Raw genomic sequence first — 14,193 nt, 5'->3', positions numbered from 1 at the left:
AACAGCAACAGATCAAATAATTCTTTAAAAAAATACGAGAAAGAATCTACAAAAACCATATAACACTTCCCTATTATTATAGATATCTAATTATAACAAGAATCAATAAAAATAGGCAGAATGTTTATAATGCTCTATATTGTTCCTTTTTTAAGCAATTGCCATCATTTCCCAAAGTTCTTCATAGGTCCCATTTAGTGCTCTTAATTGGGTATGAGTTCCAGATTCGACAAGCTGCCCTTTATCTAAGACAAATACCTGATCACAATCTTTTGCAATGGATAAGTGATGGGCGATAAACAGAATGGTTTTATCCTCTAGGTTCATCAAATTTTGAATTATTTGATGCTCTGAGCGAGTATCTAAACCGCTAGTTATTTCATCGAGGATGAGAATTTCTGAGTTCTTTAACAACGCTCTCGCAAGAGCTAAACGCTGTTTCTGACCACCTGAAAGATTGCTGGCACCTTCTTCAATAGGAGACTGGAATTGAAGGGGAAGTCCTTCAATATATTCTTTTATCTGAGCCATTTCACATGCCCAAATAATCTGTTCCTCCGTGGGTTGATAGTCTAAACCAAAAATCAAGTTTTCAAAGATGCTGCCACTAAAAAAGAAGGTTTCTTGTGACACATACCCGATCTTATTTCTCAAATCGATTCTTGGAATATCTTGAATAGATTTTCCTTGAATTTGTATTTTGCCTTTTTGAGCAGTATAGAAGTTCACGAACAATTTAGCTAAAGTCGATTTTCCTGATCCACTCATTCCAACGATTGCTACTTTCTCATTTGATTTAATTGAAAAGGAAAGATCATTTAGAACATTTTCGTCGAATCCATAGGCAAAGGATAAGTCCTTTACTTCGATTAATGGCTCTTTCGTAAACAATTCAACGTTATTCATTTGTTGACTGGTTGCCTCACCCAGAAATTCTCGATCCAGAAAGAAAACCTCGTTTAATCGATCGTTAGCTACTTTAGCCGTTTGAATCTTTACCTGAAGATTAATGATGTTTTGCAAAGGTGTTGTGAAGAAAGACATCAGGGCATTATAAGTAATCAATTGCCCAATAGACAAGCTCCCTTCGATTACTAAGTACGTACCTATCCACAGTAACGTGGTAGAACCTATTACTTGAAGCGCCGTTTTTAAGTTCGATTGTAGGTTATCAAGATTCGCATTTTTGAATGATTTATCCATCATCTCTTTGAATTGACTCTGAACTTTCTCAAATACTTGATCTGTCGCATTAAAGGACTTTATTGTCTCTATCCCTTTCAAGCTTTCAATAATCTGAGAATTGACTACAGCACCAGATTCCATTTGCTCTTCATTTGTTCGATCAAATGGTTTCATGAATAGAAAGACGATTAAGCCGTAAATTGGAAGTGTACTGAAACTAATTAAAAACAAAAGATGATTTTGTAAAAATAAAGCAGTTCCAATAATTATAACCATGGACACATCTAAAAATAGGGATAGTGTCGCATTCGCCAAGGCATCGATGATTTTATTGGCATCTAAAAATCTTGAGACAATCTCCCCTGATTTTCTTGTTGAAAAGAAGTTCATTGGTAAATTTAAAACATGGTTGAAATACTTCAGCATAATTGAAGAACTTAGCTGTTGTCCTAACTTAATTAAAAGATACTGTTTAAAATACTGGAATAGTGTTTGTATCACATACATTGACAAAAGACCTATTGAGATGATTTCTAATAAGTTAACAGATCTTGAAGGAACAATTCGATCAATTATCACTTGAAAGTAATAAGAACCTATGATGCCAAATCCGGTTAATATAAAAGAAAGAAGTACAATACCGGCAATTGTCTTCTTATGACTTGCCAATATGGGCACAAAAGAGAACAATCCATTTGATTTATCTTGTATGGGATGATAATTCTCAGTAGGAGCAGTAGTTAATAAGATTCCTGTCCATATAGAAGCAAACTCTTCTGGCGTTCGTTCTATTTTTCCTTTAGCCGGATCTGCCAGAAGCAACTTTCCATTTTTCATTCCATAAACGACAACGTAATGGAAGAATGCTCCATCAATGATTACGTGGGCAATCAATGGATAGGGCAAGTCTTCTTCCTTCCAAATTGATCCATCAGTTTGAAAAACCTGTGTTTGAAATTGGAAATCGTTTAATGCTTGGACTAATCCAAAGGCTGAAGTACCTTGGCTGTTTGTCCCGGACATTAAACGTAATTTACTGATAGGAACGCTCGTATCATAATAATTTAGGACCATAGAAAGACAGGCAACACCACAATCTTTTTCATCATGTTGCTTAATCAACTTTATTTTTCTCATTGTACGTACACCTTCTCTAGCACTTAATATGGTAAATATACTTCTATTCATATAATATTATTCAGAATTGTCCTGAAATCACTCATTCATATCCTAAAGTGAATAGAATTACAGCTGAAACGATAAATGAGTAAAAATTACACTAAAAAGACACAGATGGATAGGCTCGTTTACATTTCAGTACAGAATAATGTCATCTTGAGATAATTTATCTTAAAAATTCAATTCGAATGATATATTTTTTTCGTAATAAAAATTATATGGGAAGTTTTACTATGAAAAACGTTCAAAGTTTAAGCAAAGAAGAATTGGTACTAGTAGTCGGTGGCTATACTGCTAAACAATGCTTGCAAGCAATTGGTAGTTGGGGGATTGCTGGTACGCAGGGGGTCCCGCTGGAGCTTTCGTAGGTGCACATGTCGGGGTCATTGCTGGGTCAGCGGTATGCATTGGTGGATTTTTAGGACAATAAGGAGGATATGAAAATGAAAACTGCAAATATTACATTATTAACAGATCAAGAAATGATGGGAATTTTTGGAGGTAAAACTAATTGGGGATCAGTCGTGGGTAGCTGCGTGGCAGGTGGATTAGTCGGTGCAGGACAAGACTGGATTTCACAAAAATAAATCTTTATAAGGAGGATTACTATGCCGAAGAATCAAAAAAAGGATTTCTTTTTAACAGCTTCTATTGCAATAATTGGGCTGGCAGTAATATACTTTTCAAATACATTCTTGAATAGTTTAGCGATGTCGGTTTTTTCAATCGGCATAGTAGTCTTAACTACTCTACCGGTTCAGATCAGAAAAAAGAAACAGCGCAAATTAATTGTGGATTATTTAAATAGGATCGATACTACTCTACAAGAAAATATATATGAAGCTACTCAAGTCACTCCGAAACAATTAAAAAACTACACAGTACTAGGAACTGGTATAGCATCTTCTAAGCTTTATAAAATTGAAGAAATCATATCAAAGATGTAGAATGCATGTTCATTTAATCATTTGATGAACTATAACAAATCGGGTAGAGTTGAGAACAATGGATATTTTTATTTCGAAATGTTAATTTATTTCTTAGAAAAAAACTAGCGAAGCGCAATGGATGATTTTCTCTTTTGTAAAAATGAAGTCAATTATGCTATACTAATTGCGAAAAAAACTGTGCGTCAACATAGTCCTTAAGTAGCCCATTTAAGACGGTGGCGAAAATATCTAGTCAAAAAATAGACCGTTAACCTGCCAGAGTGATACACTCCCTATGAAGTAGACACTAGAAAATAAAAAATCTAGTTCAACTTCAGTAAGGAGTGTTTTTGTTATGACTATAAACAAGAGTAGTTTGGAAGAAAGGCTTTTTTGGATTAATGAAATTATTGAAAAAAAGAAAGCCATAAACTTTATTTCTAAGAAAAGCGGAATTCCTAACGGATACTTTATCCGATTGAGTTCGCAAATATCAGGCATATGGAGAAGAGGCACTTCTACCCTATAGGAAAAGGTACTTTTACACCGAAGAGACAAAACAAGCAGCAGTTGAAGATACCCTGTTGGGAGGGGAAAGTAAAAGAAGCGTGATTAGAAAATATAATATTTCTTCAAAATCTGTTCTTTTAACAAAGAAGTATAGGATGTTCTAAAATCTGTCCCGATTAAGGATAATGGATATTTTTTTGATCCTGACGGCTTTCAACAATCTGCTAAGCTCGCCAGATTACTGAAAAAAACTAGATATTCCAAAAACTACCTTCCACGGCCTAAGAGACACTCATGCTTCTTTTCTATTTTCACAAGATATTGATATTGCCTATGTATCAAAACGCTTAGGTCATATCAATATTCAAACAACGCAGAACTATTATCTTGAATTGATGCCAGAAAAAAAGCACCAGCAAGATGCTGATGCTTTAAACCTCTTAGATTCTTTGTCAAATTGATAATTTGAACCAACTTGAACCAAAAAACTCTTGTAAACGTTGATCCAATAAGGAATTGATTAACGTTTTGAGAACTGTGAAGCTTTACGAGCTTTCTTAAGACCTGGTTTTTTACGTTCGACCATACGTGCGTCACGAGTAAGTAAGCCAGCACGTTTAAGCGCTAAACGGAAGTCAGGATCAACTTCTAGCAATGCACGAGCGATACCATGACGGATAGCTCCTGATTGTCCAGCGTATCCTCCGCCGTTTACGTTAACAAATACGTCATATGCGCCTTTTGTTTCAGTAACAGCGAAAGGTTGATTGATTACTTCACGCAAGTCAGCATGTGGAATGTATTCTTCAACATCTTTTTTATTTACAGTAATTTTGCCAGTTCCTGGTACTAGACGTACGCGAGCAACTGCGTTTTTACGACGGCCTGTGCCGATATATTGAACTTGTGCCAATGAAATTCCCTCCTATTAGATTAAGTTTGTGATGTCTAAAACTTCTGGTTGTTGTGCTGCATGTGGATGTTCTGCTCCACCGTATACGTTCAATTTTGTAAATTGTTTGCGGCCTAAAGTGTTTTTAGGAAGCATACCTTTTACAGAAGTTTCGATCAAACGACGAGAATTTTTAGCACGCAATTCGCCAGCAGTGATTGATTTCAATCCTCCTGGGTAGTTGCTGTGACGGTAATAAATTTTGTCAGTCGCTTTTTTACCTGTTAATTTCACTTTGTCTGCATTGATGACGATGACGAAATCGCCAGTATCCAAATGAGGTGTGAAAGTTGGTTTATTTTTACCACGTAGTACAGATGCAACAACTGTTGAAAGACGTCCCAATGGAACATCAGTTGCGTCTACTACATACCATTTACGTTCTACTTCGCCTGGTTTGGCCATATATGTTGTACGCACGTTATTTTCCTCCAATTTAAGTTCTGATGTTTGACATACACTTCGAGTTTCCGGGGCTCTTTGTGGGGCAAACAATACCATTTAACATATTACCCGCTAATCTAGTCAATGTCAACGTTTTTCTGCTTGATTGAAAAATTTATATGAAACTTTACTTCTTTTTCTTTCTTTTATATAAAAGGGTCGTTTCCTGCCAAAATGAAAAACAAAAAGAGGCTGTGACAAAAGTCTTGTCACAACCCCTTATTTTGAATAAACGGTGTTCAATCAGCTGACCCTCGGTATTAGCTCAAAAAACGGCAAAATATGAGGAACTATTTTGACGTTTGTTTCTCTAATACTCAGGTCAAAACGCTGATTTCACAACCTCTTTTTCGGTCAAGTTCAACAACAGTTTTTACGCGTCGATCTCTGGCGCCTTGCCTAGATGAGCTTGGATCATCCAGATACGTTTTTCTGTGGCTGTTTTGAATTCGATAAAGATATCTTGTGTTGGATCGTCGCCTTCTTCTCCAGAAACTTCGATTCCTTTTTGGTAAAGATCTGCTAGATAACGGTAGCCTGCAACAAGTGTTTCCAAACGTTCAGGAATCGTGCGGTCCCAACGTCCTACTTCATCAGGGATTTTCGTGTTATCTGCAAATTCACGCAATGTAGAATAAGGTGAACCGTCTAATGTGATCAAGCGTTCGGATACTTCATCTAACTGAGCGTTCAAATCATCCATGAACTCATCCATCATTGGGTGCAATGTAAGGAAACCTGGACCTCTCATGTACCAATGTGTTTGGTGAACAACAACAGACATTTGGCTTAGATCTGCAACTAATTGATTTAATACTTCTTTGGTTTGTTGGAATTTCATCTTTCTTGCCTCCTAACATTTTCTTACACTTAAAATAATAGTAGACTTTCAATGAAAAGTACAACAAAATCATTTACCTGAGAACGATTTTCATTTCGCTTTTTTATCCGTAAAGCCAATCATTTTTCAGAATCAGCTAATTCTTCTCGCAGTTGAGCAAATTGCTGATAAGTCTGTGCTAAATGCTTTTGTGTCGAAACAAATAATGGATAGATTTTCTGATATTTTTTATGATCGTTTTCTTGTACTCCGACTTGCTCTTTCAATTCTATCAATTCCTGTGCTTCACTGATACTTTGAATCTTTCCGATGCTTCGCCAGCCTAAAATCACAGCTCCTAATGCGGATGCTTCTGTGACAGTAGGGAAAACAAGCGGGTAACCCAGTACATCAGCCATCATCTGACGAAAAATCGGAGATTGAGCAAACCCGCCTGTAGCACGGATCTCTGTGAGCTGATTTTCTTGGCAAACTCCTTTTAAAATCCTATAAAGGTTGAGACAGATTCCTTCTAGAATCGCCTTCATCATTTCTTTTTCTGTATGTTGCCGCTGTAAGCCGATAAAACTGCCAAACGCATCTGCGTCCCAAAGCGGTGCTCGCTCGCCAAGCAAATAGGGATGAAAAATCAGACCATTGGCACCCGCTGGCACAAAAGCGATAGCCGAAAGCAGTGCATCATATGGATTTTCACCTTTTTCTTTAGCAGATTGAACGACTTCCTGTAAAAATGTATGCCCTGCCCAATCAAAGATGCCAGCTCCATTGCTAGTCGCTCCTCCCACTACCCAATGTTTCTGATCCAGAACATAACAAAACGTCTCCATTTCTGGATGGAACTGAGGCTGAGTAGTAATAAAACGAAGTGCTCCGCTCGTTCCTACGGTCAAAGCGGCGATCGTATCACCAAAAGCACCTAACCCTAGATTAGAAAGCGGTCCGTCTGCCCCTCCCAAAACAAATGATATATCATTTGGCAAACCTAGTTCTGCTGCTGTTTCTGACGGTAGACCTGTTACTTGATAGGTGGAAGGAAATACTTGCGGCAATTGTTCTGTCCGAATGTCCAAGTAGTCAAGCACTTCTTCTGCCCATTGGAATTCATGGATATCAAAGTATCCAGTTCCTGAAGCTGTTCCGTAGTCGCTGATGAGTTCGCCAAACAATCTATAAAAGATATAGTCTTTGATACCGACAAAATAAGCTGTTTTTTTGAATAATTCAGGTTGGCTGTTTTGCAGCCACTTGATTTTGTTCAATGGTGTCATTGGATGAATCGGTGTCCCAGTCTGCCGATAAAATTCTTTGCCAAGCACGGTATATTTCAGTTTTTCTGCTTCGTCCGCTGCTCGGTTATCTGCCCAAGTGATCATTCGAGATAACGGTGTTTTCTCTTCATCCAACAATATCAGGCTATGCATCGCAGAGGAGAAGGAGACAAATTGAATGGTCGTGTCTGAAGGCAACTGTTTAATTACTTCTTTTATAACGGTGCATACGCCTTGAAAGATCAATTCCTGATCTTGTTCTGCCATCCCTTGTGTTTCTTGGATCAAAGGGTAGCGAAAATAAGCGGATGCTGCTTCTTGGGCTTCATCTGTGAAAGCAACTGCTTTGGTTTGTGTGGTTCCGATATCTAATCCGATTGAAACGTTCATTTTTTCACCTCAAATTTTATGTATGTACAAAAATTTAGTTTAAGCTTGCGTATCTTGGTTTTGAAAAGGGGGAGATGGCGTGTTACTTTATTTTATCATTGGTTGCTGTATCGGGTCATTTTTATGTTTAACCGCCCAGCGGATTCCGTTAGGTCACTCTATTATTTATCCTAGATCCCATTGTGTCAAATGCTGTCGTTCGCTTTCTTGGTATGAATTGATTCCGATTCTCTCGATCATCGTCCAACGTTTTCGCTGCCGCTATTGCCGGTGTCGGTTGCCCTTCTACTATTTGTTGGCAGAAGTCTTATGTGGTGGTCTTTTTGCCTGGTTCTTTACTTTTTCTTCCGCAAGAAATTTTTCGACGTTCATTTGGGTGCTTTCGGCTTTGCTATTTTCGTTGATGGACTTGTTTTACTTTATGGTCCATTCTCACACGCTATTCTGCTCTTGGGCAGTCTTATGGATTTTTTGGTTGCAGGCCGGCGTTTTCCAATGGCAAAGTGTGCTGTTAACGTTCATCGTAGGCAGTGCAAGCCTTCGCTATGGTCAATCCTATCTCGGAGCTGGCGATACTCTGTTGGTGCTTTCTTGGAGTGGGGGCTTGCCTCTGGAAGAGTTGCTTCGGGTCTTGTTTCTGGCTAGCCTGTTTGGAATAACCGTTTTTTCTGTTTACTTTATCTGTCATAAAAAAAAGTTGGAAAAGCTGCCTTTCATTCCTTTTTTGAGTAGTGCATTGCTGATTGTCCTTCATCTTAGGTATTGAAAAAAGGTTGTGACAAACGACTTGTCACAACCTCTGATATACGGTGTTCCAAAAGTAGCTTTTTCGGCTTCTTATTTCTTGCCTCCCCAATGTCGACGAATGAAACCGGCACGTCCAGAACCTTCTCGATAAAGATTGTAATGGAGCTTGTTTTTCTTGTAATAATCCTGATGGTAATCTTCTGCAGGATAAAATTCGCTTCTTGGTTCGATTTTTGTCACGATTGGCTTATCGAATCGCCCGCTGTCTTGCAATGCTTGTTTTGAACGCTCTGCAATGCTTCGTTCTTCTTCATCACTATAGTAGATCACTGGTCGATAAGAATCACCACGATCAGCGAACTGTCCTAACGCGTCAGTCGGATCGGTTTGCTGCCAATAGATTTCCACCAACTGATTATAAGAAATAACTTCTGGGTCATATTCGATCTCTACGGCTTCTGTATGCCCTGTTGTGCCTGTTGTTACTTGTTCGTAAGTTGGATTTGGTACATGCCCGCCTGTATAACCGGATGTCACAGAAATGATCCCTGGCTGCTCTTCAAATGGTTTGACCATACACCAAAAGCATCCGCCTGCGAAAACTGCTTTTTTTGTCATATAAAATCCTCCCTTTTTTCTCATCATACCTTGATTTCCAAAAGGAGGATAACGTTTTGCTTGTGACAGAAAAAACGGAAACTATTATACACGTGATACGGCTTCTGATAAATGCCAAAACGAACGTACTTGATCAAAAACGGTTAAATCAGGAATCACATATTCAGCAGAAGGAAGATTTATGTTTTCACCTATTCCCAATACATGCATGTTACCAGCCAAAGCTGCTTGACAGCCAGCTTCTGAATCTTCAATGACCAAGCATGCATTTGGCGGTACATTCAATTGCTGTGCTCCTTTGAGAAAAACTTCTGGATCAGGTTTTGCTTTTGATACTTGCGTGCCGTCAATAATGACATCAAAATAACTTGTCAAATTCGTTTTTTCTAAAATGAGGCGTGCATTTTTGCTTGCTGATCCCAATCCAATCTTGATGTTTATTTTTTTCAAGTACTCAAGAACAGCTATTGCACCAGGCAAAACGGAGGTTTCATCCATTTTTTGAATCGCTTGAAGATATAGATTGTTTTTTTGCTCAGCAAAGGCTGATTTCTCTTTTTCTGAGAATTTCTGTTCCATTTTTCCAAATGACAGCAATCGCTCCAGTGACTCGGTTCTGGATATCCCTTTCAGCTGCTCGTTTTCTTTCTCAGTGAATGGAATAGACAGTTGGTTAGCTAAAACCAGCCACGCTTCGTAATGATAACGAGCTGTGTCTACAAGAACGCCATCTAAATCGAATAGTGCTGCTTTGATTTTCATCGATTTCCTCCTTGAAAATGAACGACTTGAAGTAAAGATGCGATGTTTTTAGCTGTACGATGCAGATTATCAGTGGCTTGCTGTAAAGCTTCTTGTAAAGGGACAGCTGCAGGAAGGATCGGAAAAACGGCCGAAATGCCAACATCTGCTGCTTTTTCGCTTCCTTTACCAACACTTCCGCAAATAGCTATCACAGGAACGCCCTCTGGTACTCTTCTAGCAATCCCAACTGGCGCTTTTCCTTTTAGACTTTGTCCATCCAGACGCCCTTCGCCTACGATTACGAGATCTGCTTGCTGTACCCGTTTATCGAACTCCAGCAAATCCAATACGTAGTCGATGCCAGAGACTATTTTCCCTGAAGCAAATGCTAATAGTCCTGCACCCATGCCACCACCAGCACCACTGCCCGATACCTCGATTACTTGAGGGGCAAATCTCATGTAAAAATCATGCATGGCTTGGTCAGCTACTGCTAGTTCATTTTCTTTCAAGCCTTTTTGTGGTCCGAAAACAAAAGAAGCGCCTTCTTTTCCGCATAAAAGATTAGTAACATCAGTAATGACAGTGATTTTGGCTTTAGTCAACTCGATAGGCACGTTCGTTTTATCGACTGTAGCAATTTTACCTAGATTTTCTCCCAGTGCTTCTACTTTTTGATTATCTTGATCGTAAAAAGCATAACCTAGGCCTTCTGCCATGCCGATGCCGCCATCGTTGGTACTACTTCCGCCAACGCCGATGATGATGTGTCGAACACCTTGTTGCAACAATTGTCGAATCAGTTCTCCTACTCCTCGCGTGGATAACCTAAGTGGCTGTCGTTGGTTTAATGGGACATCTTTCAATCCGACGATTTCTGCCATTTCAAAAATCGCGGTTTGACCGTCTGAAGCGTACTGGATTTCTTTGTTTTTGCCAAATGCATTAGTAACGACTGCTGTTTGCTGCTTCAACCTCAAACTGTCTGCTAAAGTTGAAACCGTTCCTTCCCCTCCATCGCCTATGGGTAGCAGATCATATTCAGCCTGAACAAAAACTTCTTGGAAACCTGATCGAATGGCTTGTGCTGCCTCTAAGGCTGTCAGACTTTCTTTGAAAGAATCTGGCGCAATCAGAATACGCATTATTTTTCCCTCCGTTCCAAGATCAGTTCTTTTTCCAGCTGGTATTGGTCTCCATTGACAAAAATAGGTAATGTTTCTTTCGTCTCTTTTTTTATTACTATTTGTTTTTTTGTCAAGACGAACAGCAACCTGTGATTTTTCCAAATAAAAGGAAAAGAAATTTTTCCCCATGCTGAAGGAAGTCTTGGAGAAACTGAAAGAGTTCCATTCGTTACTGTAATACCTGAAAAACCAAATATAACTGCTAGCCATAGTGCTCCTAATGAAGCAGCATGAATCCCGTCATCTGAGGAATGCGGATCTGGTCCTAAATCAATCAGGCACGCGTCTTGGAATAAACGATACGCCCATTCCATTTCTTGGATACGGCAAGCCTCTATGGCGTGAATCGCTTTACTCAACGATGAGTCGTGGATCGTTTTGTTCTCATAGTAACGCAAATTCTTAGAAACGATTGGTTGAGAAAAATACTCAGGCAATAGGTATAACAACATAACAAGATCTGCTTGCTTGCTGACTTGGAGTTCATTTACTTCGCTACGGGCATAATCAAGTAAAATAGATTGGCTGCCAGGACGTTCTTTGTAAGTGGTCAAATCAATAACTGGCTTGCTGAGATACGTGTCATCTTGCGGAATCAGCTGTTCTTTGTTAGGCACTGGCAAATATAACTTGTCTAAAAAATTTTGACATTCTTTCAAAAAAAGCGGATCGCCAGCTTGATATTTGACAGCTAAGGCCACATTATAATGCGCCAGATAGTTCGTATATGCATTATTGTCGATATATTCTGTGTATTCATCTGGACCAATGACTCTGTGTATCTCTAAATGATCATCGACTTTTACAGCTCTGCTCAGCCAAAAAGCTGCTGTTTCATGAATGAGCGTTTTTCCCTTTGTTTCTAAAAACGATTGATCCTCTGTTGCTTGGACATACTCTTGAACGGCATAAGCAAGGTCTGCACTGATATGGTGTTCTGCGGCAGCTGAAGCAACTTCTTGTCTTGTTCCGGTTTTGATATTCAATGCAGCAAATTTGGGTGTCTCTTCCTGACCAGTGTGCGCGCTCTCCCACGGAAAAAGTGCACCTTGATAGTGATGATCTCTTGCTTTTTGCCGTGCGCCTTCTAATCGATCATAACGGTACAGCAGCAAATTCCTTGCTACTTCAGGAAACTGGTATAAAAAGAAAGGCAGGATAAAAATTTCTGTATCCCAGAAAACATGACCTTTATAACCTTCGCCAGTTAGTCCCTTCGCCCCTACACTGACACTTGGATCATTGCGGGGAGTCATAATCTGTAAATGGTAAGCAGAGAAGTCCATCGCTAACTGATCGAAAGAAGAATCGCCTTGGATCGTTATCCGATGCTGATGCCAAAAATCTGCCCAATAAGCCATCGACTGCTCTAAAATTTCTGTATAACTAACGCTTTTCTGTGCTTGGACAATGCTTTTCTCAAATGGGTCTGTTTGCTGAAGAGAGGTAGAGAGCACGATGGTCTTCTCTAGCGTAAAGAACGTATTTTTTCTGACCTTTTCTGAAAAAGAAGCGGTGATCCGGCGATTTTTTGCTTGGAACACACCTGCTTTATTGAACTTGGCTGCAATCCCGATATCAATTTTACTTTCTGTTGTCTGGTAGGAAGCACTGATCAAATCGTCACCAAATACTCGCAGTTCTTTTTCAACCAACTGCTGTGTACCAAAATTAGTTTGCTGTCCATCGATACCCGTTTTCACATCTACTTGGCAGTCTTCGGTCAACGGCTTGATAACCACTTTCAGGGCTGCCTGATGGAGATTATTTTGATCAGCAACACGGCAAGTGATGACTTCCACTTTTTTTCCTTGAGCAGTTTCAATGAGCGCATAGCGTTTAAGCTCTCCCGTTTCTAAATCTAGTGCTCGTTCATATGCAAGAACTTTCATCGTTTCAAGAGAAAAATGTTCACCGTCGATTTTTATTTCCCATCTGATGACATCTGGGAGATTCACTAACTCGGCTGATTCTGCTCCTAAAGGCCGGTTATATACACCAGCTGCAAACATTCCCCTTACTTGATTCCGATAGTCTTCCTCCTGGCTTCCTCTGATACCCAAAAATCCATTCCCAATGGTCATCTGACTCGCATACTTATTGATATACTCTAAATCAAATTGTTTTTCTTCTACTTTCATAAGGTAATAACTTCTCCTGTTTCTGCCGAACGATATAAATTTTCCACCAAATTCTGGATGATGTACCCTTGCCAACCATCTGCAATCATCTGAGTCTGGTCACCGAGCGCCCGATTCACAAAATGAGCCATACTTTGTTCATGTGGGTCATTAACTGGCGTGGTCTTTTGTAAGGAAACCAGCTTTCCATCTACATCTTCGAATAGTTCGCCTGGATACAGATTAGCACCTGCCTGATCGCCACAAAAAGCCACATTCAGTTTGTCTTCTCTGATATTCAAAGCAAACGAAGTATTCAATTGGATGATCTTGCCGTTTTCTAATTCCAGTGTGCCAAAAATTGCATCTTCTACTGTGAATTTGCTTGGATCCCATTTTCCAAATTTCCCTGAATTTTTTTTCGTGCCGATTTTTTGAAAGCTGTAAGCCCGAACGCTTTTTACTTTAGGAAATCCAGTAATATACATCGCTGTATCAAGCATGTGGATTCCATAATCGATCAAAGGCCCGCCTCCTTGAAGTTCTTTATCGATAAACGTCCCCCAGCCTGGCACACCAGACCGTCGAAGCGCATTCGCTTCGACGTAATAAATATCCCCGAGAACATCAAGATGATTCTTGATCATTGTTGCTTCGTCAGAAAAACGATGCTGGAATCCATAAGCCAAAATCTGCCCGTGTTTATCGGCTGTCTCTGCCATCTTTCTTGCTTGATCAGCTGTCATAGCTGGTGGTTTCTCGCACATCACTGAAGCATTAGCTTCGAGGGCAGCCAATACATGTTCGAAGTGAAAGCGATTGGGTGTACAGACACTCACGATATCGGGAGAAATCTCATTCAGCATTTGTGTAACTGACGTATACGCATGAGAAAATCCTGTACGCCGACAAAAGTCTTCTGCTCGCTGGCTAACTGGATCAACCACAGCGGCCAATTCTAAGACATCTGATCTTTTTTGATAATAAGCAGCATGTACTTTTTCTGCTACTTGCCCAGCGCCTATGATTGCTACTTTTTTCATTTGTTTCTCCCTCCTTTACTTATTATTTTTCTTTCT

General features: G+C 39.5%; 14 protein-coding genes and 1 pseudogene. 5 read left to right on the top strand and 10 right to left on the bottom strand.

The genetic code is table 11. From position 1 onward, the window contains the following. Positions 1 to 150: 150 nt before the first annotated feature. Positions 151 to 2,322, bottom strand: coding sequence for a peptide cleavage/export ABC transporter (locus A5816_RS11475; protein ID WP_010733063.1), 2,172 nt, complete (start codon positions 2,320 to 2,322; stop codon positions 151 to 153). 275 nt (positions 2,323 to 2,597) lie between these two features. Here A5816_RS11475 and A5816_RS11470 point away from each other — a divergent pair, with 275 nt between their 5' ends. The 4 genes and pseudogenes from A5816_RS11470 to A5816_RS11455 form a co-directional block, all read left to right on the top strand. Continuing rightward, on the top strand, positions 2,598 to 2,732 hold the full coding sequence (locus A5816_RS11470; protein ID WP_010733062.1) for a hypothetical protein: 135 nt from the start codon (positions 2,598 to 2,600) through the stop codon (positions 2,730 to 2,732). A gap of 75 nt (positions 2,733 to 2,807) precedes the next feature. Continuing rightward, entirely contained in the window at positions 2,808 to 2,951 is a 144-nt protein-coding gene (locus tag A5816_RS11465) for a class IIb bacteriocin, lactobin A/cerein 7B family (protein WP_010733061.1), read from the top strand. 21 nt (positions 2,952 to 2,972) lie between these two features. Further along, a complete protein-coding gene (locus A5816_RS11460; RefSeq protein WP_010733060.1) occupies positions 2,973 to 3,311 on the top strand; it encodes a hypothetical protein in 339 nt (112 codons plus the stop codon). Between the two features lie 646 nt (positions 3,312 to 3,957). Next, positions 3,958 to 4,264: pseudogene (locus A5816_RS11455) on the top strand (tyrosine-type recombinase/integrase); the annotation flags it as partial. Positions 4,265 to 4,323: 59 nt separating this feature from the next. Here the strand turns inward: A5816_RS11455 and rpsI are convergent. The 4 genes from rpsI to A5816_RS11435 form a co-directional block, all read right to left on the bottom strand. Beyond that, positions 4,324 to 4,716 carry a 30S ribosomal protein S9 gene (gene rpsI / locus A5816_RS11450; protein WP_002287505.1) on the bottom strand — a complete coding sequence of 131 codons (393 nt, stop codon included), beginning with the start codon at positions 4,714 to 4,716 and terminating at the stop codon, positions 4,324 to 4,326. 15 nt (positions 4,717 to 4,731) lie between these two features. Continuing rightward, on the bottom strand, positions 4,732 to 5,160 hold the full coding sequence (gene rplM / locus A5816_RS11445; RefSeq protein ID WP_002323724.1) for a 50S ribosomal protein L13: 429 nt from the start codon (positions 5,158 to 5,160) through the stop codon (positions 4,732 to 4,734). 412 nt (positions 5,161 to 5,572) lie between these two features. Further along, on the bottom strand, positions 5,573 to 6,040 hold the full coding sequence (locus A5816_RS11440; protein WP_002310545.1) for a DNA starvation/stationary phase protection protein: 468 nt from the start codon (positions 6,038 to 6,040) through the stop codon (positions 5,573 to 5,575). A gap of 119 nt (positions 6,041 to 6,159) precedes the next feature. Beyond that, entirely contained in the window at positions 6,160 to 7,698 is a 1,539-nt protein-coding gene (locus tag A5816_RS11435) for a gluconokinase (protein ID WP_002345621.1), read from the bottom strand. Positions 7,699 to 7,777: 79 nt separating this feature from the next. Between A5816_RS11435 and A5816_RS11430 the strand changes: the two genes are divergently transcribed. Next, on the top strand, positions 7,778 to 8,464 hold the full coding sequence (locus A5816_RS11430; protein ID WP_086311374.1) for an A24 family peptidase: 687 nt from the start codon (positions 7,778 to 7,780) through the stop codon (positions 8,462 to 8,464). 71 nt (positions 8,465 to 8,535) lie between these two features. Here the strand turns inward: A5816_RS11430 and msrA are convergent, their stop codons facing one another. The 5 genes from msrA to A5816_RS11405 form a co-directional block, all read right to left on the bottom strand. After that, positions 8,536 to 9,063, bottom strand: a complete 528-nt coding sequence (gene msrA, locus A5816_RS11425) for a peptide-methionine (S)-S-oxide reductase MsrA (RefSeq protein WP_086311373.1) — start codon at positions 9,061 to 9,063, stop codon at positions 8,536 to 8,538. Positions 9,064 to 9,147: 84 nt separating this feature from the next. Further along, positions 9,148 to 9,825, bottom strand: a complete 678-nt coding sequence (gene pgmB, locus A5816_RS11420) for a beta-phosphoglucomutase (RefSeq protein WP_086311372.1) — start codon at positions 9,823 to 9,825, stop codon at positions 9,148 to 9,150. Further along, a complete protein-coding gene (locus tag A5816_RS11415) occupies positions 9,822 to 10,952 on the bottom strand; it encodes a glycerate kinase (RefSeq protein WP_010733056.1) in 1,131 nt (376 codons plus the stop codon). The genes pgmB and A5816_RS11415 overlap by 4 nt, the downstream gene beginning before the upstream one ends. After that, the gene (locus A5816_RS11410; protein ID WP_086311371.1) at positions 10,952 to 13,135 is read right to left on the bottom strand and encodes a glycoside hydrolase family 65 protein; all 2,184 of its coding nucleotides are present in this window, start codon (positions 13,133 to 13,135) and stop codon (positions 10,952 to 10,954) included. The genes A5816_RS11415 and A5816_RS11410 overlap by 1 nt, the downstream gene beginning before the upstream one ends. Beyond that, the gene (locus tag A5816_RS11405; RefSeq protein ID WP_086311370.1) at positions 13,132 to 14,157 is read right to left on the bottom strand and encodes a Gfo/Idh/MocA family protein; all 1,026 of its coding nucleotides are present in this window, start codon (positions 14,155 to 14,157) and stop codon (positions 13,132 to 13,134) included. Before A5816_RS11405 ends, A5816_RS11410 begins: the two co-directional genes overlap by 4 nt. Positions 14,158 to 14,193: the final 36 nt, after the last annotated feature.

Origin of the sequence: Enterococcus sp. 3G1_DIV0629, from assembly GCF_002141285.1 — a bacterium.
Lineage (GTDB): Bacteria > Bacillota > Bacilli > Lactobacillales > Enterococcaceae > Enterococcus_B > Enterococcus_B lactis.
This window is presented reverse-complemented; position numbering and strand designations above follow the sequence as displayed.